The sequence below is a fragment of the Porphyromonas sp. C0026D3 genome (genome assembly GCF_056590775.1).
This window is the reverse complement of the sequence record NZ_JBWPWU010000005.1, coordinates 100,039-124,841: the sequence shown is the minus strand read 5'-3', so window position 1 is coordinate 124,841 and position 24,803 is coordinate 100,039. Positions and strand designations below refer to the sequence as shown.

The following is a 24,803-nucleotide window of genomic DNA, read 5'->3' as shown; positions in this document are numbered from 1 at the left end:
GTTGTGTACTATTGCCCTTCACTTGCTTTAGGTGTATAGGTGATCAATTGGGAGTATTTGTCTCGTCCGTTGTTTCCGTCGCTTTTTGCTCGGGCTTCATCTGTGGGAAAAACAATACCTCTTGGATTGTATCCTGCCCGGTCAAAAACATCACCAGGCGATCCATCCCTATCCCCATACCGCTCGTGGGGGGCATACCGTATTCAAGTGCGCGAATAAAATCTTGGTCGATAAACATTGCCTCGTCATCTCCCTTTTCGGAGAGGCGCATCTGCTCCTGAAAGCGCTCCAGTTGATCGATAGGATCGTTGAGCTCGGAGTAGGCATTCAGGAGTTCTTTACCTCCGACCATTAGCTCAAATCGCTCGGTCAGTCCCTCCTTCTCTCTATGCATCTTGGTCAGAGGAGACATGGACACCGGATAGTCGATGATGTAGGTCGGCTGGATGAAGTTTCCCTCACACAGCTCGCCAAAAAGCTCATCGATCAGCTTACCCTTGCCCATCGTGTCATCGACACTCAGTCCACGCTCACGACAAGCCTGGCGTAGTTCCTCCTCGGACTTTCCGGTGATGTCGTAGTCTGCATACTTCTTGATGGCATCGGTCATTGTTATTCGGGCATATGGTGCCTTGAAGTCGATATCATGCCCTCTGTAGTGTACCTTGGTGGTGCCGTTCACCTCCATTGCCGTAAACTCCAGCAGCTGCTCCGTCATCTCCATCATCCAGTTGTAGTCCTTGTAGGCCACATAGACCTCCATTACCGTGAACTCCGGATTGTGCGTGCGGTCCATCCCCTCGTTGCGGAAGTTGCGCGAAAACTCATACACCCCTTCGTAGCCACCGACGATCAGCCTTTTCAGGTAGAGCTCATTGGCTATCCTCAGGTAGAGGGGGATGTCCAGTGCATTGTGGTGGGTCACAAAAGGTCTGGCGGCGGCACCTCCCGGGATACTCTGCAGCACCGGTGTGTCCACCTCCAGGTAGCCACGTTCGTTGAGAAACTTTCGGAAGGCCGTGAACGTCTTGGTCCGCTTCACGAATCGCTCTCGCACCTCGGGGTTCACCACCAAGTCCACATAGCGCATGCGGTACCTTAGCTCCGGGTCGGTAAAGGCATCATACGTCTGTCCCTCCTTTTGCTTCACGACCGGTAGCGGACGTAGCGACTTGGACAGCAGGGTCAGCTCCTGCACATGTACCGAGACTTCACCGGTCTTGGTTGCAAAGACAAAACCCTTCACACCGACAAAGTCGCCAATATCCAGCAGTTTCTTAAACACCGTATTATACATTGTCTTGTCCTCCCCGGGTGCAATGTCGTCCCGTGTGATGTAGAGTTGTATCCGTCCGGTAGAGTCCATCAGCTCGCAAAACGAGGCCTTGCCCATGATCCGGCGCGACATGATTCGGCCCGCCATCGACACCTGCCGGGGCTCCCCATCGGGGACAAAGTCTTTCCGCACCTCATCCGCATAGGCGTTGACCACATACTCAGGCGCAGGATAGGGGTTGATCCCCAGCTCCTTTAGTTCTCTAAGGCTATCCCTCCGCTCCAGCTCTTGCTCACTGTATTCTCGTGTCATCATTGATCTTTATCTAGTGTTCCGTCTTTTTTCTTCTCGGCACTTGGCACTCTTTTCCCCCCAAAAAAAGGACTCCCGTACCGCTTTGTTGCTCGCAAATATAATCAAATGGCACCACTCCGGTGCTTTTCTCTGTCCAAAAGGACTATTTGTTGCCCTTTTGGCGGTTGTGGTGTTTACATAGGACCCGGCAGTTGTCGGCCGTCGTCGCCCCACCCTTGCTCCACGCCGTCACGTGATCAGCGTCCATATCCTTCAGTGCCCAGATCTTCGTCTTGTTGGGGTCAAGAGAGTTGGCGCAGTCGGGGCAGTTGGAGACCCCTTTCGCCTTAGCGGCCTGGGTTTGTCGTTCGTAGATCGTCCGCTTGGTCGAGTCGTCAAAGAGGCGGATATCCAGTAGCTGTGGATCCTGCTCACCCCCGAGCAGATACTCCGGGATGCTCTCCTTTTTGCGCACCGCCTCATCGGCGAGTAGCTCGGCCAAGCGTTGGTGGATAGCGGCATGGTCGTAGGGGGTATTGTGGTACGTCTCGTAGAGCTTGCCCCACGCCACGCCCCTAAAGTGCGGGTGCTCGGTATAAAAGAGCGTCTCCACCCACTTGATCACGCTATTGAAGTAGCTCTGCAGCTCCGTTATCTCCTCATCCTGCCGGTGTGCCGCCATGTACTCCCGCACGTTGCCCCGGCTCACCCAGCTGAGCGCAGTCGCCAAAAACTCTTGGCGCTTCACGTTTCCGCGGATGTAGTGCTCCCACTCCTGCACCTTGGTATTCCCGCTGTTGCTAAAGACCTTGCGAGCCGCTGTCACAAAAGGCCCTGAGTAGACTGCATTCAGCAACTCCTGTTCGTTGAGTGCCACACCGGCGATATTGATTGTCTGAAACCACTCACGGATCTCACTCTCTGTCCCCTCGCAGATATATATAAGGAGTCTTGTATCCAGGATCCGGGCTTTCAGATCATCTGCCAGGGCCGAAAAAGTGTACGGCAACTGCCGATCGCCCATCACGATGCTAAATTGATTACTCAAAAAACGCCCCAGAGAGGTGATCCGCTGCTGACCATCCAGCACCTCCAGTTGACCGTCCTCGCGACGGTTGAAGTAGATCAGGCCGATCGGGTACTCCTTTAGCACCGAGTCGATCACGGCGATATCCTTCTTCCCATCACCGTAGATGTAGTTGCGCTGATACTCCGGCTGGATCGTCAGGCGTCCGCCAAGCCCATAGAGCCCCTTGCCCTCGCTTTCGTCGTACGAAAAGCCCTTGCATATATCACCCACCGTATACTCTGTATGTAGTGTCGTCTTCATATTCAATTAGCTCTTCTCCGTATGATTATTCGTGCATATACCTCCTTATCATCTATTGTAAAGCGCTTACCAGGAATGGGGTTATCCTCAATATACCTGTCAATTCCCAATATTTCGAATTGCTCGGGGCAGTACTTGTCGAGGAAGGAGATCGGCACCCCCATCACCCCGTCGTAGTCGCTTGGGATGGCATCGGTGAAAGCCACCTCAATGGCATCATAATTGTCGTACTTCGGGTACGCCTCCTCAAAGCTCTTTCCCTTGATCTCTTTGTGACGGCTGTACTTTAGGTTCCCCTCGATCGTTGACAGTTGCAATGGCTCGTGGCGTCGCCCATGCTCGAGGTTCGTGTACCAACAAGAATTACCAAGTCGTGTGTAGTTACCCACGTATCCCAATTTTTCGGCTTTCTCTTTGTCTTTAGGAGCTACATATGCGCCTTCAGGAACTGCAAAAACCATATCAGAAGAATTGTGGACCCCCAGCCACATCTCATTGGCAGCGATGCGGGGGAAGACGTTTTTGTAGGTGAGTGCATTCATGTTGCCGATGATGAGGAACTGCTTTTTGGCCTCAAAGATCCAGTCGACAAATTCTCGGAAGAGCGAAAAGGGCGGGTTGGTCACGATAATGTCCGCCTCGTCTCGCAGCCGGCACACCTCCTCGCTCCTAAAGTCACCGTCACCCTCCAGGTAGCTCCACTGCAGGTCGTCAAAGTCCACCTTGCCATCCAAAGTGCAGTCCTCCGAAAGGGTGTAGATCTTGCCCCGCACATTGGTTTTGGTCCGGTCGTACTGTGGGGCGACTTGCTCAAAAAGGGTCGGCTGGTAGGGGATACTCAGTCGCTTGCTGTCCGGGGCGTAGCTGGTACTGATGAGCTTGCGGAGCCCCAGCTCCTCAAAACGCTGAGCAAAGTAGCGGGTGAATTCACTCCACTCCGGATCGTCGCACGGCAGCAGTACCGTTTTGCCCCGAAAGAGGTCCGGGTCGTAGTTGATGTAGGCTTGGATCTCTCGCTCAATATCAGCGTACTGGGTATAAAACTCGTCGTTTTTGGCCTGTTTTGCCTGAGATAGATTCTTATTTGCCATGTGTTGCTTGAGTCTTCGTCCGGAGTGACTCCGTGGTTGCCCCAAAGGTACCAAATCTTTTGCCAACCCCTTATTTAGTTGTTTCCGACCGAGGGAAAAGTCTTTTTCGTCGGAGAAAAACTCGGCAGGGTCGGAGAAAAAGTTGCGCTTGTACCGGGAAAAGATAAAATCACAGTGTGATTTCTAGAAATCACACTGTGATCTGAATAAACCACAATGTGATTTGAACAAATCACATTGTGGTTTTGAGTTTTTCGACCGGAGGATTGACTTTTTGGAGGCTCTGCTTTTCTTTTTCTTGGGGAAAATGGAGACTGTTGCACGAAGGCGATCTGCTTAAAGTGGACGAAAATGGTCGGTGAACCCTCTCTCCGAACAGCCAAACAGTGTTTTAGAAATTAGTTTATTTATTCTAACTTTGCAGTGAGACGATTATGAACCATTTTTTTTGAGGCGGAGGTGTCGTCGTGGCATTTCATAGTGGAGTTGCTGCCCTCCCCTTTTCTAAAAAAGACGAGACACTCTGTGTCCAAACCCTTATCGTGGAATACAGTTTTCTAGACTTTCTGAATCTGCTCGGATCCTTGGGTCTTTTCCTCTACGGGATGAAGATCATGAGCGAAGGGCTCCAAAAAGTAGCCGGCGACCGCATGCGGAGTGTGCTGTCGGCTATGACGCACAACCGTTTTTTGGGCGTACTCACGGGATTGCTGGTGACAGCACTGATCCAGTCGTCGAGTGGCACGACCCTGATGGTGGTGAGCTTTGTGAACGCCGGCCTGCTGAGCCTGGCACAGTCGATCAGCGTGATCATGGGGGCCAATATCGGTACGACGGTGACGGCCTGGATCATTTCACTGCTCGGATTCAAGTTCGATATTGCATCGTTTGCCATACCACTCCTAGCCCTCTCGCTTCCCCTCATCTTTTCCAAAAAAACCAACTGGAATTCGTGGGGGGAATTTGTTATCGGTTTTTCGCTACTCTTCCTAGGGCTGCAGTTCCTCAAGTCCTCTATGCCGGACCTGCAGAGCAATCCGGATGCGCTCGCCTTTTTGCAGCAGTACACGGACATGGGCTTTGGCTCGGTGTTGCTCTTTTTGCTGATCGGGACGATCCTGACCTGTATCGTGCAGTCGTCCAGTGCGACGGTGGCCATCACGCTGATCATGTGCGCCAAGGGGTGGATCCCATTTGAGCTGGGGACGGCAATGATCCTGGGGGAGAATATCGGTACGACCATCACGGCCAACCTAGCAGCTCTCAATGCCAATATTGCGGCAAAGCGGACCGCCTTTTCGCACTTCTTATTCAACGTACTCGGAGTGATCTGGGTCCTCTGCCTCTACTACCCGATCGTCAATATCGTGGGAGAGATCCTTGCCGGTCAGGGGCCGGACCCCAGAGGGCTCTATCCGCTGATCAATGAGCTATCAGGGCAGTACACACCGGAGCAGATGGATCTGATGACGGGAAGCACACCTATCACGGACAACGCACAGCTCGCCGGCATACAGGCGACGCTCGGGTCGATGTCGGAGGCGTGCAGCGTGGGGCTGGCGCTCTTTCACACCCTATTCAACGTGATCAATACAGCGGTGATGATCTGGCTGATCCCGGTGTACAAGAAGATCTGCGAGGTGGTGATCCAACCGAGCAAAAAGGAGGAGAAGAAGCGGAGCTTTGCCCACTTGCAGTTTTTGAGCACCCGCATGCTCTCTACCAGTGAACTCTCGCTGATCCAAGTCCACAAGGAGGTGACCAGCTATGCCAAGAAGGTGAGGGAGATGCTACGGATGGTACAGATGCTCCTCTTCACGGACGTGCAAGCGGACTTTGAGCAAAACTACAACCGCCTGCAGAAGTACGAAAATATATGCGACCGGATAGAGGTGGAGATCGTGGAGTACCTGAGCGAGCTCTCCGAGGGCGACCTCAGTAGCGAGTCGAGACGCGAAGTGCGGATCCTGATGACTGCCGCCACGGAGATCGAGAGTATGGGGGATGCCTGCTACAACATGGGGCAAATCATCCACCGTCGCAACAACAACGACATCATGTTTTGCGCTTCACTGAAGAAGCGAATACAGGAGATGCACGCACTGGTGGAGCAGGTGGTCGATCACACGATCTACGCACTGGATGCCGACACCAAGTCTCCGGAGCTCTTTTATACCGCTGAGAATCTGGAGCACGATGTCAACAACAAGCGCGACATCCTGATCAATGAAAACCTCCATGCCCTGGAGACCAAAGACTATGAGTACCCCGAGTCCGTCTACTACCTCGACCTTGTCGATGAGTACGAGCACCTGGCCGACTACTCGATCAACGTAGTGGAGGCCATCACGGGCAAGAAGCACAGCTAATTCCCCACCCCCACTAGGGTGCAGGAAAAAAGGATGGGCTCCGAATTGTTGTTCGGGGCCCATCCTTTTTGGAAGATCCGGCATGGCGGTCAGTGGCGCAAGAGTTCTTTTAGATCCAAGTGTCGCTTGGCTTGGGTGAACTGTGCGTCGGCATGGTAGGAGGAGCGAACCAGTGGGCCACTCTCTATGTGGACAAGCCCCATCGCCTCGCCCACCTCCTTGTAGGCTCTGAACTGATCCGGGTGGAGGTACTCCACGACAGCGGCATGCTTATGGCTCGGCTGAAGGTACTGCCCGATCGTCAGCGTGGAGACCCCACTCGCCAGGCAGTCGGCAAAGAGGGAATGCACCTCCTCCGCTGTCTCACCCAGCCCAACCATGATGCCGGTCTTGCAGACAAACCCCGCACGGTGTATGTATGCTAGGACGGCTAAGCTCCTGTCGTAGGTGGCGCGGTAGCGCACTTGGGGTGTCAGTCGCCGTACCGTCTCGAGGTTGTGGCCGACAATATCCGGATCGGCGGACAAGACGACATCCAGAAGCTCAGGCCGGCCATCAAAGTCCGGGATGAGGACCTCTATGCGTGTGGCTGGCGACAACCTACGGATAGCCAAGATGGTCCGGCGCCAATGCTCGGCCCCACCGTCCGGCAGGTCGTCTCTGTCCACAGAGGTAATCACAGCATGGCTGAGCCCCATGCGATGCACACCGGTGGCGATACGATCCGGCTCAAGGGGGTCGAGAGGGGGCGGTGTCTTGCTGAAAGCCGTGGCACAAAAGCGACACGCCCTCGTACAGGTCGCCCCACCGATCATGAACGTGGCAGTCCCCCTACTCCAGCACTCCGAACGATTGGGGCACTTCCCACTGGCACAGATGGTATTGAGCCCTGCACCGATGATCGTGCCGGAGGTCATTCCATAGTATTGTGTACTGGAGAGGCTGGACTTGAGCCACTCCGGCTTGCGAAGTATAGGGGGTTTGGTGGTCATCTACTTCAGATTCTCGTTTAGGAAATTGACCATCTGACGGTACAGGTGATAAGAGGTATTGCCCCCGTGAATGCTGTGGTCCTTGTCAGGATAGATCAGCATCCTGTAGTCTTTGTTGTGCTCAACCAAGTAGGGGACAAGCTGCATGACGTTTTGGAAATGGACATTGTCATCAGCTGTGCCCTGCACCAGCAAAAGAGCACCCTGCAACCCACCGACGTGCGTGAATACCGATGCCTGGTCGTACCCTCGGTTGTTTTGCTGCGGGGTGCGCATGTAACGCTCGGTGTAGATGGTGTCGTAGAGACGCCAATCCGTCGGAGGTGCCACGGCTATCCCGGCCTTGAAAGTCCCCGAACCACGGCTCATGCTCATCAGGACATTGTAGCCACCGAAGCTCCACCCCCAGATGGCGATGTTTTTCCCATCGACATAGGGCAACTTTGCCAAGGCGCGAGCTGCCATGATCTGATCCTCACTCTCCAGTATCCCGAGTTGCCCATACGTGCACTTGAGGAAATCCCTACCGCGTCCACCGGTGCCCCTGCCATCCACACTGACCACAATAAATCCCTCCTGGGCAAGGTACTGCTCCCAACCGAGCTTGAAGCGATTGAGGGCGGTCTGCGAACCGGGACCGCTGTACTGGGTCATGACGACGGGGTACCGCTTTTGGGGCGTGAAGTCTGCGGGCTTGGTCACGAGGGCATTGAGGAGCACACCGTCGTCCGTCCGGAGCTGGACAAATTCCTTTGAGGCCAATCGCTTGGTGCCCAAGACCTCCGATAGCTTGTGGTTATCCTCCAGTACCTGGATCTCCTTCCCGGTGCCACCGGCGTGGACGGAATACCTAGGCAGCACCGTGGTGCTGGAGTAGTCCAGCAGGTAATAGCTCATGTCCGCGCTAAAAGTGGCGTCGGAGTAGCCCTTCTCTGGAGAGAGCAGACGTGTACGCCCGTCCAAAGTGGTGGCAACGACCTGCCGATCCATGGGCGTGGGTGCGGCAATCTGGTAAAAGACCTCACCCGAGGCAGAGACACCGTAGACATGAGTCACCTCATAGGGAGAAGTGGTGAGCTGTTTTTGCCTTGTACCGACCGGGGAGTAGAGGTAAATCTGCGCCGTGCCACTCTCATCGCTTACGTAGTAGGTTCCCTTGGGGGTGATTTGCATCTGCATCACCCAGTTGTTGGTGTCAATGTAGAGTTCATCCTTGTGCTGCATCCAGAGCTTTGCTCGGTGGCTGTCGGGATCTATCTGGTACCCCCTGAGGTGGTTTTGGTTGCGGTTGAGCGTAAGTACATACAGCTTGCCCCCGTGGTACTCCATCCGAGGAATGTACTGCTCCTCGGTGGCAAGCTCATTCTCCAGCAGCGCGACGGTTTTCCGATTGTCGACATGGTAGTGACGGATGCTCGTCAGCGCATTGTCTGCACCTGCCTTGGGGTACTTATACTCATAGGTGTGCGGGTAATTGCCGGTTCCGAAAATGGTCATCTCAAAAAGCTTGACCCGGCTCTCATCCGTGCGCATAAAGGTGAGGTACTTGCTGTCCTCACTCCACACCATCGAATTGATGCGATACAGCTCCTCCTCATACACCCAGTCTGTGACGCCATTGAGGACGTGATTGACCTTTCCGTCCGTCGTCACTCGGACCTCAGTGTCGTAGTCAAACTTTTTGATGTAAATATCATTGTCGATCACATAGGCACACATACGACCGTCCGGAGACAAAGTGGGGATACGGACCTGTCCGGGGGTTTCGTTTAGTGGCAGCACCATATTTCTACGCACATCGTAGTAGTGTGCGGTGTAGAGGCGACTCCTCCGATATATGGGCTTGGTCTCTCGCAAAATAACGATGCGAAGGCCATTGTCACTGATCAGGTAGTCATCAAAAGTATCAAAGTCGCACTCACGAGACGTGGCCGTGTCGAAAAGGGTACCTACAAGTTTACCCCCATTGTATGCGTACTTCAGAATCTTGGTGTGATCCGGACTGATGATGGTATAGTGTTTGCCGTCCGGAAGCGAGCGAAAACCATCCCCCGCCGTCCTTGGATAATACTTGTACTCCACCAAATCCTTGAGGTCAAACGACTGGCCTGACTGAGCAGAACAAACTCCCAGCACACTCATTGTGGTTACAAAGGTCAATAGCAACTTACTTTTTAGAAACATAGTCATTCTTTAATCTATATGGTATATATTCTCGACATGAGCCAGCCCCGAAGTTTTGATGGTTGGGTACTGGATACTGACCCTGACTTTTGAGGTACCCTCGGCTTCGACCTTTCCTAGCATCGCATTCAGGGCAGTCGCATCCACCGAGCAAGTCCCGGACGCCTCTACATCCAACTCCACTCCCACACCGGAGAGTAGGGCCTCACTCGCACCTGAGACCTCCAAGTCCATCTCCTCAAAGTCCCCGCTGTGGGACAGAGAGGAGGCCCCGGAAATATCGTACGAAACCTTTCGGATCCACTGAGTACCGACAGAGGCACGAGAAGCCCCCTTGAGCTCCACCTCTAGGTCGTTGGCCTTTCCCAAAAACGACAGCTCGGAAGCCCCGGAGACCTCGCATTCCAAGTCACCAAACAGCAAATCCCGAGCATGCAGGCTAACCTTGCTCTGCCCCGCCAGCTTCAGCTCCCGGAGACGGGCTAAGTCCTTGAGGCCAATCCTCAGATCTATCAGAGTCGGCTTGGAAGAAAAGCCCAACACCGTCGCCAACGATTTCTTTTGGACGATGGACAGCTTATTGCCCTTCACTCGGACCCGGATATTGTCCAAGTCGGTTTGATTGAATCGCAAGGTTGTGCTATTGTCGTTCACTACAGTAACACGAAAAGCACCATCAATATGGAGTTCAGAGATATTCGCACTGATATTCCGCACGGTTTCTTGCGCCGACACAAAATTCATCGAAGACAAAACAGTCAACACCAGTGCCACCACTGTTACCCTAAAATATGGCTTCACACGCATGAGCTAATGTTCTTTTTTGGAGTTATAAATGGATACGATTGACGCAAATCTAATGAAATCCACGGCACTTTCATTGCACTCTAGATCCCGCAAGCGGTGGCAGGGACAAAGTGATAAAAGCGTGTGAAAGCACAAGAAGGCTCCCTCATGGTCATTGGAGGCTTTCACCTCACCACCATCCTCAATAAATGAAATTCTAAAGGTTAAAAAGTCATCCCGATGTACTTCCAAACTATTTTTCCCGGATGAAAAACTCAAAATCACTATGTGATTTATTCAGATCACTAAGTGGTTTATTCAAATCACTGTGTGATTTCTAGAAATCACACAGTGATTTTATCTTTTACTTGGACATAAGCAACTTTTTCTCCGACCTCGTCGGCTTTTTCTTCCCCCAAAAATTGTCCTCCCGAAGGTTCGGAGACAATCATGAACTACCCGGAACGAGTCATAATCTACAGGATTGAGACGCTATGCCTTTGGCGAAGTGATATTTTTGTGCTAAATTTGCACTGAGTTACCGAGGAGACATCTCGATCGTAACACCAAACGGTTCCTTAGCAAAGTGGTTATGCACCGGACTGCAAATCCGTTTACGGCGGTTCGAATCCGCCAGGAACCTCTTTCAATAAGAAGCATAGCGACTCCAATTCATTGAGTCCTATGCTTTTTTTTGTGCAAGCGCTCTCCACTCTTTTTTTTCATCAAGTCAATCAGCTTGCTCCATATGAGGCATATTTCTAGCTTCAATGATAAAATAGTACTTTTGCACATGGTGGCACTCGGTGACAGCCACCCTAGAGAATGAACTAACGTATGAATATAAATGATATAACGGACATCGGTAAATCTTGCATTGATTGCAGGTGTTCGTGTTGTTCGGACAATGGGAGCGGGATGCTGGAGAGTTTTGACTACCTCTATGACATTCCGGACCTTGCTTCAGACACGACCAAGTATGTAGAGATCAGCTTCAAAAGTACCAGAAAGGGGTTTTACGTCAACAGCTACGACCTTCCGCTCAAAAAAGGAGACTTGGTAGCCGTAGAAGCCAACCCCGGACATGACATTGGGACGGTATCCCTAACCGGGAAGCTGGTGCAGATACAGATGCGCAACAAGCGTATAAAGACCAACACCCCTCCTCTCAAAGTATTTAGGATCGCCAAGGCCAACGACCTGGAGCGCTACAAAGAGGCCAAAGCAAAAGAACAGGAAACAATGATTCGGAGCAGGCAGATTGCGAAGTCGCTTGCGCTGGAAATGAAAATCGGCGATGTAGAGTATCAAGGAGATGGGCAGAAGGCAATCTTTTACTACATTGCCGACAAACGTGTGGACTTTCGGCAACTCATACGAGAGCTGGCCAGTGAATTCAAAATAAAAGTGGAGATGCGACAGATCGGGGCAAGACAAGAAGCCGGTCTCATCGGTGGTATTGGGCCCTGTGGCAGACAACTTTGTTGCTCAAGATGGATGACCGACTTCAAGTCCGTGAGTACAAATGCCGCACGCATCCAGGATATTTCGCCCAATCCTCAAAAGCTAGCCGGACAGTGTGCCAAACTAAAATGCTGTCTCAACTTCGAAGTAAACACCTACTACGAGGCACAAGGACTCCTGCCAAACAAGAGTGTCGAGCTGCACACCTCGTCCGGAATCTACAAATACTACAAGGCCGACATACTCGCACAGCAAATCACCTACGTCCCTGCAGATGCGCCGGTGTCAATGGATGAAGCCTGTGTAATCTCTGCGGATCGCGCCAAGGAGATAATCGCCCTAAACGAACGTGGGCAAGAGCCATACAGCCTACAGAGCGACACAGAGGTTGGACACCCCCTCCCCCCGAAAAAGATCTCAAAAGACATCTTGGTAGACAGTAGCCTTACACGCTTTGACGCACCGGGAAAAGGACAGAAAAGCAAGTCACGAAAGCGGAACAGCCAAAAGCCAAAAGCCGCATCTCGCCCCAATACTCCAAGAGAAGATGAACCCAGGCCGGCACGAGAAAGGTCAACGAAAGAAGCAACCGAAAAAAAGCAAGGTCGAGGGCAAAACAGAGGAAACAAGAGCTGGGGCAGAAACCGCAACCAGAATCGCCCCCCAAAAACCAATAGTACGCAAGAATCCACCGGCAAGTAAACAATAGCATCCTATGCTCACTTACCTAAGAAGTGCGATAGCTATTTTGACTATAGTCGCTCTATCTCACGGTTGCACTAGGGTCAAGTCTCCGATATACAGTTACTTCTACGAAGTCAAGGACTCCAAGTGGTGCCAAACAGACGAGTACTTCTTCCCGGTCGCAATAACTCACGAGGTGGACACCACAGCCAAGTACACAGTCTCCGGTGTCATCCGGATAGCAAGTGACTATGCACTGAGGACCTTGCCAATAGGAGTAGTCATCGAATATCCGGATCATACCTTCAAGACTGAGACTGTGAAAATTGAGGCGCAAGACATGAGGAAAGATCAACAGGGCTACAACTGCACGGAGGTCTCTTTCGTGATAGCGGACGCAGAGATATTTCCTCACACCGGGATCTACAGCTTTAGTTACCGACATCTCTTGACCGACAGCATTGTCTCCGGTGTCCGAGAAATCGGAATATGGATTGAGCAACACCCATGAGTCTTATTTATCAACAAAGTGCCAAAGCCACGCTTGCCACACTGGTGGGGGCGTTTATTGGGTTCCTGACGACATTCTTTGTCCTTGTCCAATACCTTACGCCGGAGGAGATTGGGCTCACTCGATTGGTGGTCGAGGTTGCTATGCTACTGGGGGGCTTCGCTCTGCTCGCCACGCAGTCTTCGGCCATACGGTATTACCCGTCATTTCGGACAGAGGACGGACGAGATGGGGGCTTCGTATGGTACGCATTGGGGATACCGCTTGTCGGGCTCGTGTTGTTTTCTCTGCTATACTACGTGTTTCGGGAGCCACTAGTGAGCTATTTCACCCCTAGTGACAAGGCCGGAGGTGGGCTATTCCAAAAGTATTACCTCCTAGTCCTGCCCCTGATGGCTTTCACGATGTACATGACTGTCGGCGAAGTGTACAGCACACTAAAGCAAAGGGTGGTGGTTCCACGCACAATCCGAGAAGTCGTCCTAAGGGTCCTACTCTGCATTGCATATGTACTCTACGGCACGAGAGCCATTGATTCGCTTGATTCTTTCCTCGTCTTATTTGTCGGTTGCTACGGCGTATGTATGGTGCTGGACCTAGGGTACATGGCCCATATATCGCCCAGGTCTTTTACTTCTGACCTCACATTGCCAAGCCCATCGATCCGAAAAGACTTCCTAAACTACACCGGACTTACACTCGTCAGTGCCCTAGGCAGTAGCATCATTGCTCGGCTCGATCTCTTCATGGTTTCGGCCCAAATGGGACTTGACTATGCCGGGATCTACTCTATTGCCTTTTTTATCGTTGCAGTCATTGAGATGCCCTCCCGATCGATTACGGCTATCAGCTCTCCACTGATTTCAGCCGCACTTCATGAGCAAGACACTCCTCGCATCCAAAAGCTCTATAGGACAGTCTCTGAACAACAATTACTGGTAGGTCTCATCCTATTTACCCTGATCTGGACAAACATTGACTTCATATTTGAGGTGATGCCCAATACCCAAACTTACGCCCGCGGAAAGTGGGTGGTGCTTACGCTGGGGCTAGCTCGGCTGATCGACCTTTCGTTCTCGTTTGGCAACGCCATCCTCCGCTACTCACGACACTACATCTGGAGCCTGGTCTATACCATTTTCGTCGCCATCTTGACGGTATCACTCAACTATCTACTCATTGAGCAAATTGGCCTCGAAGGGGCCGCCCTCGCCACACTGCTCACGCTCATCGTCAGCTATATATTCCAGCAAGCCATCCTCTGGAGAAAGCTCCGACTCACACCCATCACCAAAGAGCATGGCTGGCTATTCATCACCACAGCCACGGTAGTCCTCCTCTGTACACTCATTGGCAAGACCTCCGGCATTGTGCCGGTACTCCTAAAAAATGCACTGGTACTGACGACGGCATACCTTTTGTTGAGGCGCACCAATTCATTCCGACTACTCCTTTCCGAAACAAAAGCTTTCATCCAAAAACTATGAAAAACACGACCCCAAACAAGACCGGAAAAACGACCTTGATCTCCTACAGCGGGATTGCCAAGCGACTTAGGACCATCGCTTCTTTCATAGAAGTCCTAAAAGAGACCGAAAAGGAGGCCGAGATCATTTGGTTCAGGACAGACAGCTTCAGTTGCCCATACAGTCGGCTATTCACTCTGTCTCCCAAGTTCGTGCCATCATCTATAACCATCAGAGACTCCAGCTGGACCGACTGGTTCTTGAACGACACCCCTCGCAAAGCCAATCTTTTCTTTCCCGCACCGTTTATATTCCTACGGTATGACCGCTTCATATCGCCCCAAAAAGTCTCCAAGCTAAAGGCAGAAAACCCAAAAGAACTCCTACACTGGCTACAGGCGCAAAATGAACAATGCCTTGTGGCAACCAACGAGCCTTTTGTGCAAAAAAGAGAAATGTACCAAGCCATTGATCCAACGGTAGAAGTAACAAACATCCGCAACTCACGCATGTCGGGGTGGTCGGACAACGTAGTCGGCATACATATCAACCGTCAACAGCGTGGATCCTCGACACAGGAGTGCCCGACGGACTTATTCATCAAAAAAATGCAATCAATGCTCGAAGCTGACCCGACCATACGCTTCTTCGTTGCCACCACATCAATGGATGAGCGCGAACGGCTCCAAACACTCTTTGGAAACAATGTGTTCGCACCATTCTCTATTAGCTCTCAAGATTCTGAAGAGGGGGTTATCGAAAGCTTTGGAGAGTTGTTGGCACTGGCGAATACCCGGAAAATCCTCACGACCCCAAACAGCTCATTCTCAGAGGTTGCAGCAGAGATCGGGCACATACCAATGGAGCAGTTGAGCATCTACAACCTCATCAGCGAATAAGGTCCCTGAACCACCAAGTGTGTGCCGAAGCAATTGACACCCCAACCCCGGCTGGAGATGTGGGTTGAATGTATCAGTATATTTCCGTAGCTTTGTCGTAACCATTGGGAGCAATGGAACCCTTACTGGCGAAATAGAGAGTACGATATTCGCGTCGGGCAATTGGGAAACTCATCAATACATTACACATCCGAGATCCTTGATCTATGTGATGTCTGGCCGCAACCCCTAGTAGGGTTCATCATTACGATGACAGCGGATTACAGAGCATAGGTCAGCCTCAAATCCTTATATTTCGGAGTTTTGTCACTATTTCCCGACGCGATTTTGAATAGTAGAGGCCCTAGAGTCACAACAGCGACTCTAGGGCCTCTATCATTTGATCGCCATGCTCCGCGTGGCTATTTCATCCGCTTTTATTATTTTTTAGGTTCGGAAAGTAGTCCACCGATGGGACCAAGAGTTTTGTATCGGACAAAAATCCCCCTCAAGTAATACCGGTGTATCACTCTAAGGACTCTTTCTGTGTATCTCAGCAGGGCGCATCGAGGAGTTGGTTCCGCCACTCCCCTTATTGGCACTGTGCCGACTAATCAACGCAACCGGAGAATATCTCCCTCCGCAGGGTAATAGTCATCGTTGAGGCCATTCAGCCTATAGAGTGACTTTAGCCGGATCCCATACCGCTGCGCGATGGTGTGCATGGACTCCCCCACCCGTACAACGTGCTCGTAGTATGGGGGCTCGGCCTTGGTGTGCTTGGGTTGGAGGTAGATGATGTCTCCGGATCGTAGTGGATAGCCTCTCGGAAAGTCGTTGTAGCGCTCCAGTACCCGCTCTGTGAGATCGAGGTCTCGTGCGATGCTCGCCAGATCATCATCCGACTTGGCAAGGGTGTAGTAGAGTCCATAGCTAATGTAGACCTCTCTAATGTCGGTGCCGGCCGGTTCTTGGGTAGCCGGGGTCTCGTATTTGAGGGGATTGGGGTCGACGGTGCGCGGTGGTTGCTTGGGTTCGTTGTAGCTGTAGGTGCGGGAGAGGTTTCCCTCGGTGATGAGATACAGCCGATAGTCCTCTATGATCTTGATCAGCTTATTGGCATAGCCCTTGTCGGTCGCATATCCTGCTCGTTGCAGTCCGATTGCCCAACTTTTGTAGTCCATGAGATCGAGGCGAAAAAGACTCCGATACCTCGCCTGAGAGCTAAGAAAGTAGCCATGGTCATCGTAGGACTCTTGGACTGTGTCATAGGCACGAAAACACTCGTTGGGACGATCATCGGAGTGGTAGGCTCTGCCACCTGTCCAGGAACGGTGACACTTGATCCCAAAGTGGTTATTGGCCTTGCGTGCCAATTCGCTCCGGCCTGCCGAGCTCTCGAGGAGTCCTTGGGCGAGGGTAATGCTGGCGGGTATTCCAAATTGTCTCTGGCTGACCAAGGCTCGTGAAGCATGAGCTTGGATGTAGCCGTCATAGGCACTCCGACCTGTGCCCAGGGCACCGGGGGAAACACGCCCCCCTCTGCGCTGTGACGCTCCACAGGCGGTGAGGAAAATAAATAGCGCACAAAAGCTGATGGCTTGACAAATGTACTTCATGGAAGATGGATAGCTAGCTTGCCAGAGGACAAACGAGTAGTAAGGGGAACGACATCATAGATACTCTGTCGGAGGCAGTAGTCGAGTGCCTGAGCGTGACCGGCTGAGACGAGTCGAGCAAAGTGGTCACTCTCTTTTAGGACCTTGTGCAGTCGGCTCGGATCGTAGGCTGCCAGCACGATTCGGAGGGCATCGGAGCCAATGGTGTGAGAGGCTCTGAGCTCAGTCGCCAAGGCGGCACCATACAAGGCATCCTCTAGGGAAACCTTTCCCTCCCAACCCGCAGCGGCAACTAGTACGTTTTTGTCTCTACAGTATTCGGCCACCGCAGCTAGATTGGTAAAGGCACCAATGACAACCGTCGTGTCCGGCTTCATTCCAAAGCAGGCATTGATGGTTTTGGTGCCGTTGGTGGTGGTGAAGTAGATCTCCTTGCCGGATACGGCACCGGCTGTGTACTCGAGTGGGTCGTTGCCCAGGGTGGCAAAGTCGCACTTTTTCACATTGCGCTCGGCACCAACAATGTACCTTTCTCGGGCTTTTGCTTTGGCCTCGTCCAGTGTCTCAATGGGGTAAATGGCTTTGACCCCATTGGCAAAAGCCGCAACAATCGTGGAGGAAGCTCGGAGAATATCAGCCATAATGTAGACAGTCTCCTCGTTCGGTGGATAGTGGGGGATAAGTGCGGGAGAGAGAATGATATCAATGGATTTCATTTGAATGAATTGATGAGTTTTTGGACCTTGGATGCGTCAGTTTGTGGATAATCACAGGGTATGATCTCTGGTCGAGACGGGCGGGCGATGTCGGAGTAGAGATGCGTGGCCGGGCTCGTAACCATGCTCTGGAGGGTGCCATGGATCTCGGTCACACCGGTCCGTGCCACCAAGTCTGCTGCATTTTCAGCCGTGATACCACAGCCTGCCATGACGATGATTCGCCCATCTGCTTTTTGTCGAAGCTTGCGGATCATGTCAGCGCCTAGCAGTGCGGAGGGTTGTCCACCGGAGGTCAGGACTCGGGTAAAGCCTAGGTCGATCGCCTGCTCGAGTGCGACCTCTAGGTCCGCAGACATGTCGAATGCTCTGTGGAGCGTAACCGGAAGCCCCTCGGCAGCGCGAAGCAACCGGTGATTGATCTCTGAGTCGAGCATGCCAGAAGCCGTGAGAGCGCCAAAAACAAATCCGGCGACCCCAAGCTCCCGAAAGGCGTACATGTCACTAAGCATCTGCTTGACCTCCAACTCGGAGTAAACAAAGTCACCGGCTCGTGGGCGTATGATCGGAAAGATAGGTATACCCACCTCTCGCAGTGCAACCTTTACCATACCCAGCGATGGGGTCGTACCCCCCTCGGGCAAGCCGGCGCAAAGCTCGATCCTATGGGCTCCGCCAGACTCTGCCTCAATGCAGGACTGGGGCGAATTGGCACAATTTTCGAATAGTATCATGGAAGTAATATATCATTGAGGCAGGTGAAGCGTAGCTCCTTGAATGATGAATCCCGAGATATGCCCGGATGCTCAATCGTAATAGTGTATGACTGCCCGGGAAGAATGTCGAGATAGTTGTCGGAGTATTTGGCACCCTGCCAGTGTGGGGTTTCGATGAATAGATCCTTCAACAAGACGGGTGAGGAGATCCGAAGGGTGAGCCTCCCCTCCTCGGCATAAAGTGTGGTATGAAGCTGAGACTTGGGAAGGCGCATCTCCTTGGGGAGTGCCGGATAAAAGACTTGCTCGGCTATGACTCGTCCAGAGGTGTCTGTCACCGTCATGCACACGTACATCTGCTTAGAGGCAAAGTGGTCGGGTGCTATTCGAGCAACGGGCTTGGAGCAAGGTGTGTGCGTCACAGTGGTAGAGTACCCTTGTGTCCACAAAAGTTGCCCACAAAAGTCATAGGCATCTAGCTGGATGCCTAGGAAGCCAGTGAGTGAGGTGCTATCCGAGACCAACCAAAGCCGATACTCGTCATCCTGCCGGACGAGGTCGACTATGGTTGGAGCGTACGCACGACATACCTTGTAGTGCATCGCCTTGTAGTTGCCCCAATAGTCTATGCTGGACCAACTGACGGTGGGCCAGACATCGTTGAGTTGCCAATACAGTGCCCCCATGTTTTCTGGATAGGCTCTTCGGATGGCACGCAAGGCATAATCCATGCCATGCCCTTGCAAGATCTGCCCGACATATACATAGTCACGAAAAGAGCTCGGTACCGGATAGGTGCGAGACATATAGTCCGTAATCCTTTCATTACCGATGAAAGACCTCTGCCGGTGGCGTAGTATCGGATGGTCAATGCTCAGACTATCCGTGCAACCATTTGGCAAAATGGACTCAATGGTTTTCATCTCCGGAAATGACTGAAATCCAAACTCACTGGCAAACCGGCCATGTCGTGTGTCAAAGATGGAAAAGTCCTCCGAGCCAAACCAAACACCCCAGTAGTGGCTATCTCCGAAGCTCAGGCTCTGGGGACGTCCCCAATTGGATGAGATGGGAGAGCCGTGGATGTAATCGACATGAGGGGCATAAGTCTCCACCAGATTCTTTAGGAACTTTCGGAAGAAACTATCGTAGTCTTCAGTCATCTTTTTCCACTGTCTATCGCTGTATCCATACTTTTTTTGCCAGCCCCAATGATTCATCCCCTCAAGGATTTCATTGTTTCCGCAAAAGAGGGCAATGGATGGATGGTTCCGAATACGGGTAAGCTGATCACGGACCTCTAGAGCAACACGGCTTCTGAAGACAGGGTCATTGGGATAAGTGCTACATGCAAAGGGAAAATCCTGCCAAATAAGAATCCCATACTGATCCGCCAAGCGATAAAACTCCTCCATCTCGTAATCTCCACCGCCCCACACGCGGAGCATATTGAAGTGGGCAGGGAGCAAATCTTCCCTGAATAGCTGTTCCAAAGACCGTCCGCCCCCACCGAAACGTCTGTCGTGAGGTAGGTAGTTTGCTCCCTTTATATACAGGGGCTTTCCATTGACGACAAAAGTAAAGCTTTCGCCAAGACTGTCCTTTTCTTGTAACAGTTTTATCTCCCGTATTCCAAAACTAAGGGTGTCAGTGGCTTGGTGGCTCTCGGAGGTTATGGTTCGGATCAATTGATACCGATCTTGCCTCCCTGCACCATTTGGGTACCACAGAAAGGGACTCCGGATCTCAAAAGTCACCGAGTCATTGCCCGTTGCGTTGATTTGCGTTTCATTGACTTTGTTTTGGAATGGATCGATAATGGCAATGGTTAGTTTGGCACCACGCTCCGTGAGGTATCCTGTAGCGGAACTGACGGAAACAGTCGCCGATCCAGGGTGTAGTATAGATCGCACGTAGCAGTCTTCAAGTGTAGGTCCACTGATACGCTCAAACCTTATAGGCTCACCAATGCCATAAGACAACATCCTTGGCCCCCAATCCCAGCCAAAATGATAGGGACTTTTTCGGACATAAGGGCTGTAGTGAATGACACTCCTGTCGTTGTCCGCTGGATAATTGACCCCGGCACTCAAATACTGGGCATGGGCAATCCTTGTGGGTGAGAGCATCCTTAGGACTAACCGATTTTTTCCGGGAAGAATGAACTTGCCGACAGAGATCGAATAACTGCGAAACTGGTCATCGGCTCGTGCGATGAGTGTGCCATTGAGATAAACCTCGGCATAGGTGTCTACTGCTCCCATAATCAAACGATAGTCAACAGCCGTTGAAAAATCAAGGCTGTCGACTATGAAAGCAGTACTGTATAGCCAATTTTTATCACTGACCCACTGAACACTATCCTCATTCGTTCCAATAAAATGATTGGGGATAATCCCATATTTTATCAGATCCTGCTGAAGTGTTCCCGGCAAAGTCACATCATAGGACTCATCGGCTCCCTCCATCTGCAGTTGAAAGTGACTGAGGACCTCTACCTGTGCAGTACTAGGTAAGTAAAACAGGAGCACTAACCAAATTCGGGCAAAAAGAGATCGGTACATCATAGTTTTACTTTCTTCCCTGGAAGCAATGCGCTTACCTCAAATTGATTTTCAGTATCCGTTCAATTTTAATTGTGAGGTATTGGCTTTACATCCAAGCACAACTCATCAAGTTGGGCTTGGTCAATGCGAGATGGGGCATCAATCATGACATCACGACCGGAGTTGTTTTTGGGGAATGCAATGGTATCCCGAATGCTGGAAATTCCAGCAAAGAGCGATACCCACCTATCAAAACCATAGGCAATACCGCCATGGGGGGGGGCACCGTACTGGAATGCATTCATGAGAAAACCAAACTGTTCCTTGGCCCTTTCGGGAGTAAACCCAAGGACCTCAAACATTTTCTCTTGAAGTTGACTGTCATGAATCCTTATTGATCCACCTCCGACTTCGACTCCATTTATTACCATGTCGTACGCATTGGCACGAACCGATCCTGGGTCTGAGTCCAAGAGATGTATATCTTCTGGTTTGGGAGCGGTAAAAGGATGGTGCATTGCATAGTAACGTCCATCCTCTTCGTTCCACTCCAACAAAGGAAAGTCTACCACCCAGAGGCAAGAGAAGTTACTGGGATCTACAAGTCCATCGTTTTTGGCGACCTCAAGCCTAAGTGCACCGAGTTGTTGACGACACTTTAGGATGTTGTCACCGCTTATGATAAGGATGAGGTCATTCCCTTTTGCAGACATTTTATTGGCAAGGAGCTGAAGTTTTTCTGCCGAATAAAACTTATCTATAGAGCTCTTGAATGTTCCATCCTCCTTGACACGAACGTACACTAACCCTTTTGCACCTATTTGTGGAGTCTTGACAAAATCGGTCAGTGCGTCAAGTTGCTTTCTAGAATAGTTATCACCGCCTTTCACACACAGGCCACCGATGTACTTTGCCTCATCAAAAACCTTGAATCCTTCGCCTTTCAAGACATCATCCAGCTCTACGATCTTCATGTCAAATCGAGTGTCTGGCTTGTCTGAGCCGTATAGTCGCATTGCGTCATGCCAACTGATACGAGGATAGGCCTCTTTTTGCTCAATATTAAGGATAGACTTGAAAAGATGCTTACTTAGTTTTTCAAAGATGTTCAAAACATCCTCCTGCTCCACAAAGCTCATTTCACAGTCTATTTGTGTGAATTCGGGCTGTCTATCCGCACGAAGATCTTCATCCCTAAAGCATTTGACGATCTGAAAATATCGATCAAAACCGGCCACCATCAACAATTGCTTGAAAGTTTGAGGAGACTGTGGCAGGGCATAAAACTCTCCGGGGTTCATTCTTGAGGGAACGACAAAGTCTCGTGCGCCTTCCGGAGTTGACTTTATTAGGACAGGAGTCTCTACTTCCATAAAGTTGAGATTGTCCAAGAAACTTCTGATCTGAATAGCCATTCTATGGCGAAGCTCAAGATTCTTTCGGACAACTTCTCGACGAAGATCAAGGTACCTATACTTCATCCTGAGTTCATCACCACCATCCGTGTTGGTCTCTATGGTAAAGGGGGGAGTGAGGGATTTGTTTAGGATCGTCAACTCTGATACTTCGACCTCAATCTCACCGGTAGTCAGTGTGAAGTTCTTGGCGGAACGTTCAACCACTTTTCCCGTAACCATAATTACGTATTCACGACCGATATGACCGGCAGTTTCAACGAGATCGGGATTACTTTCTGAACTAAACGTCAGCTGGGTCACCCCATACCTATCCCGAAGGTCTATAAAGACCATCCCGCCTAGCTTTCTGTTTTTCTGAACCCATCCGGCCAGGGTTACTTGCTGTCCGACATTGTCAATGCGTAGCTCACCGCACGTATTTGTTCTGTACATACTACTTAATTGTTCGAGTTATTTTGCATTAGCCGGTGTTTTGAACAAACGCACCAGCGTTATTTTATTTTCCGTTGCTCGGAGTATTTTGGCTTTGAAACCATGGGAAAGCGTAATCACCGCACCACGTTCCGGAATCCCTTGATAAGTATTGAGGATATACCCAGCCAAGGTCTTGTACTCATCACTCTCCGGAATATGGAGGTCAAATGTTTCGTTCAAAATATCAACCTCTGCTCTTCCTGAGATCAAGTACTCATCATCATTATCCTTGCGCATGATAACCTTGTTATTGTCATGCTCATCCTCTATTTCACCAAAAATCTCCTCCACCACATCCTCCAATGTCACTATACCAGCCGTACCTCCGAGCTCATCTACAACTATTGCAATATTTCTCTTTTTTTGCAAAAGCTTTTTCATGGCCTTTTCCACCGGCAAAGACTCAGGAATATAGATTGTTTGTTTTATATGTGAGCGCCAATCCGTACCGTCTTGATGGCATTTGAACATCTCAATACTGTGGATATAACCTATAATATCATCAATCGTGTCACGATACACCAGTATCTTGGAGAAGCCTGTCCTGTCAAAAAGCTGAATCAACTCCCCGATGTCATCTTTCTCCTCTATGGCGGCAATTTCATTTCTGGGGATCAAGCAGTCTCTTACTTTAAGATCAGAAAACTCAAGTGCATTCTGAAGTAGTCTAGCTTCCGATGCCACAGTTTCTTCTGGAGTCGCATTTGCTTCTATATAGTAGTCTAGATCTATCTTGCTAAGTGGCACAACACCGTTATCAGTGTTTTTTACGCCGAAAACTCTGAGCAGTATGGCCGTAACGCCACTTGCAATCAAAGTAATAGGCAAAAGCAACCAATACAAAAAAAATAACGGAATGGATGAAAAGCGGAGTTGAGCATTTGGACTCATTTTGGCAAGTGCCTTGGGGCAATACTCGCCAAGAACAATAATGATGGCAGTCGACACTAACGTCTGAACTAGAACTATTATGAGATCCTCCCCCCCTAGCAGTGTTCGCAAAGGTTTTTCCAACACCTTTGCCACAAGCATACCATAAATAACATTTACGATATTGTTTCCGACCAGAATAGTAGTGATATATTTCCCTGATCGATTGTAAAAAAAATCTTGGATCTGGGGGATCAGTTTACCTTTGGCCTTGTCCAACTCCACCTTAAGCCGATCTGCAGATAAAAACGCAATCTCACTTGAGCTAAAGAAAGCGGACAGAAGTAACGTCAGAAGAATAAAAACGTAAATCATTCGTCTTCTATTTTTCAGTGTGATTGATCACCCTACCCTTTACGGCTACATCCTTGACCACCGTATCAGGTACATTTTGTTTCTGAGGTGGATTTTTCTTCTCCCACTCATCTGTGGCAACACTATCAACACGTGCTACAGGCTTATCCTCAACATCCAAGTGGCCACTAGACGAATAAAGCTCGTATCGGGTCATACTTTGATTACTCTTGAACCCATACTTACTCGTCAAAAACTCACCGCCCGGTCGTTCAATACGTACCGAGTCGTGTGAATACACATCCTCATCCTTTTCATCCCAAAACAAGGTCTTCGCAAAAAAACGTTGTCCCTCTCTGTTGAGTAGTTTCACGTTTCCTTTGAGTTCCCATAGGTTTTTATCTTGGTAATAATATGCTGTGTCTGCTTGAATTGATGCCTCAATATTGAATAGTGTATCAAACTGCTCTACATACAGTCCTTCAGGAAAATACCATTTGCTCTCAGGAGCATCAAATGTGTACCAAACTTTGGTTTGAAGTTTGTATTTAGTAATACCACTATCAGAAATCAACGTATATACATTTTCCGTCATAGTCGTGAATGCGAGGGTGTCAGTTCCTCCATCAAGGAGGTCACTCCGCTTGGGACCACATGCAGTAACACTCACCAAAAAGTAAACAAAGAAGCATGCACACCACCATAGGCTGGGGTGTACAAGCTTCTTTGTTCTGGAGTCAAACTTTATGACCGATCGGCCGTCTT

The 24,803-nt window shown here is 50.6% G+C and carries 18 protein-coding genes and 1 tRNA gene; 6 read left to right on the top strand and 13 right to left on the bottom strand.

Features of this window, described 5'->3' with window-relative positions; genetic code table 11:
• Nucleotides 1-43: 43 nt before the first annotated feature.
• From lysS to AC1EK1_RS05380, 3 genes are all read right to left on the bottom strand, one after another.
• Nucleotides 44-1,591, bottom strand: coding sequence for a lysine--tRNA ligase (gene lysS / locus AC1EK1_RS05390; protein WP_480306011.1), 1,548 nt, complete (start codon nt 1,589-1,591; stop codon nt 44-46).
• A gap of 142 nt (nt 1,592-1,733) precedes the next feature.
• Entirely contained in the window at nt 1,734-2,900 is a 1,167-nt protein-coding gene (locus AC1EK1_RS05385) for an HNH endonuclease family protein (protein WP_480306009.1), read from the bottom strand.
• A gap of 2 nt (nt 2,901-2,902) precedes the next feature.
• Complete coding sequence (locus AC1EK1_RS05380; protein ID WP_480306008.1) at nt 2,903-3,991, bottom strand: adenine-specific methyltransferase EcoRI family protein; 1,089 nt, start codon at nt 3,989-3,991, stop codon at nt 2,903-2,905.
• 542 nt (nt 3,992-4,533) lie between these two features.
• On the opposite strand from AC1EK1_RS05380, the gene AC1EK1_RS05375 reads away from it, so the two are divergent.
• The gene (locus tag AC1EK1_RS05375) at nt 4,534-6,360 is read left to right on the top strand and encodes a Na/Pi cotransporter family protein (RefSeq protein WP_480306007.1); all 1,827 of its coding nucleotides are present in this window, start codon (nt 4,534-4,536) and stop codon (nt 6,358-6,360) included.
• 89 nt (nt 6,361-6,449) lie between these two features.
• Here the strand turns inward: AC1EK1_RS05375 and lipA are convergent, their stop codons facing one another.
• From lipA to AC1EK1_RS05360, 3 genes are read right to left on the bottom strand one after another with little or no spacing between them, the layout of a single operon-like run.
• Entirely contained in the window at nt 6,450-7,352 is a 903-nt protein-coding gene (gene lipA / locus AC1EK1_RS05370; RefSeq protein ID WP_480306006.1) for a lipoyl synthase, read from the bottom strand.
• Complete coding sequence (locus AC1EK1_RS05365) at nt 7,353-9,536, bottom strand: S9 family peptidase (protein ID WP_480306005.1); 2,184 nt, start codon at nt 9,534-9,536, stop codon at nt 7,353-7,355.
• Between the two features lie 9 nt (nt 9,537-9,545).
• Nucleotides 9,546-10,343, bottom strand: coding sequence for a GIN domain-containing protein (locus AC1EK1_RS05360; RefSeq protein WP_480306003.1), 798 nt, complete (start codon nt 10,341-10,343; stop codon nt 9,546-9,548).
• A gap of 551 nt (nt 10,344-10,894) precedes the next feature.
• Between AC1EK1_RS05360 and AC1EK1_RS05355 the strand changes: the two genes are divergently transcribed.
• The 5 genes from AC1EK1_RS05355 to AC1EK1_RS05335 all read left to right on the top strand — a co-directional run bounded on the left by AC1EK1_RS05355 (nt 10,895) and on the right by AC1EK1_RS05335 (nt 15,346).
• Nucleotides 10,895-10,965: transfer RNA gene (locus AC1EK1_RS05355), tRNA-Cys, on the top strand.
• A 194-nt stretch (nt 10,966-11,159) separates the two neighbouring features.
• Entirely contained in the window at nt 11,160-12,488 is a 1,329-nt protein-coding gene (locus AC1EK1_RS05350) for a PSP1 domain-containing protein (RefSeq protein ID WP_480306001.1), read from the top strand.
• A 13-nt stretch (nt 12,489-12,501) separates the two neighbouring features.
• Entirely contained in the window at nt 12,502-12,981 is a 480-nt protein-coding gene (locus AC1EK1_RS05345; RefSeq protein ID WP_480305999.1) for a gliding motility lipoprotein GldH family protein, read from the top strand.
• Complete coding sequence (locus tag AC1EK1_RS05340; protein ID WP_480305998.1) at nt 12,978-14,468, top strand: lipopolysaccharide biosynthesis protein; 1,491 nt, start codon at nt 12,978-12,980, stop codon at nt 14,466-14,468. The genes AC1EK1_RS05345 and AC1EK1_RS05340 overlap by 4 nt, the downstream gene beginning before the upstream one ends.
• Nucleotides 14,465-15,346 (top strand): O-fucosyltransferase family protein, encoded by an 882-nt coding sequence (locus tag AC1EK1_RS05335; RefSeq protein ID WP_480305997.1) that lies wholly within the window; start codon nt 14,465-14,467, stop codon nt 15,344-15,346. The genes AC1EK1_RS05340 and AC1EK1_RS05335 overlap by 4 nt, the downstream gene beginning before the upstream one ends.
• Nucleotides 15,347-15,939: 593 nt before the next feature.
• Here AC1EK1_RS05335 and AC1EK1_RS05330 read toward each other — a convergent pair.
• From AC1EK1_RS05330 to lptC, 7 genes are all read right to left on the bottom strand, one after another.
• Complete coding sequence (locus tag AC1EK1_RS05330) at nt 15,940-16,944, bottom strand: glucosaminidase domain-containing protein (protein WP_480305995.1); 1,005 nt, start codon at nt 16,942-16,944, stop codon at nt 15,940-15,942.
• Nucleotides 16,941-17,660: a 2-phosphosulfolactate phosphatase gene (locus AC1EK1_RS05325; protein WP_480305993.1), complete on the bottom strand. Its 720-nt coding sequence runs from the start codon at nt 17,658-17,660 to the stop codon at nt 16,941-16,943. The genes AC1EK1_RS05330 and AC1EK1_RS05325 overlap by 4 nt, the downstream gene beginning before the upstream one ends.
• On the bottom strand, nt 17,657-18,394 hold the full coding sequence (locus AC1EK1_RS05320; protein ID WP_480305991.1) for a copper homeostasis protein CutC: 738 nt from the start codon (nt 18,392-18,394) through the stop codon (nt 17,657-17,659). The genes AC1EK1_RS05325 and AC1EK1_RS05320 overlap by 4 nt, the downstream gene beginning before the upstream one ends.
• Nucleotides 18,391-20,943 carry a glycoside hydrolase family 2 protein gene (locus AC1EK1_RS05315; protein WP_480305990.1) on the bottom strand — a complete coding sequence of 851 codons (2,553 nt, stop codon included), beginning with the start codon at nt 20,941-20,943 and terminating at the stop codon, nt 18,391-18,393. Before AC1EK1_RS05315 ends, AC1EK1_RS05320 begins: the two co-directional genes overlap by 4 nt.
• A gap of 65 nt (nt 20,944-21,008) precedes the next feature.
• Nucleotides 21,009-22,772: an aspartate--tRNA ligase gene (gene aspS / locus AC1EK1_RS05310; RefSeq protein WP_480305988.1), complete on the bottom strand. Its 1,764-nt coding sequence runs from the start codon at nt 22,770-22,772 to the stop codon at nt 21,009-21,011.
• Between the two features lie 18 nt (nt 22,773-22,790).
• Complete coding sequence (locus AC1EK1_RS05305) at nt 22,791-24,059, bottom strand: hemolysin family protein (protein WP_480305987.1); 1,269 nt, start codon at nt 24,057-24,059, stop codon at nt 22,791-22,793.
• 7 nt (nt 24,060-24,066) lie between these two features.
• Nucleotides 24,067-24,708, bottom strand: a complete 642-nt coding sequence (gene lptC / locus AC1EK1_RS05300) for an LPS export ABC transporter periplasmic protein LptC (protein ID WP_480306098.1) — start codon at nt 24,706-24,708, stop codon at nt 24,067-24,069.
• Nucleotides 24,709-24,803: the final 95 nt, after the last annotated feature.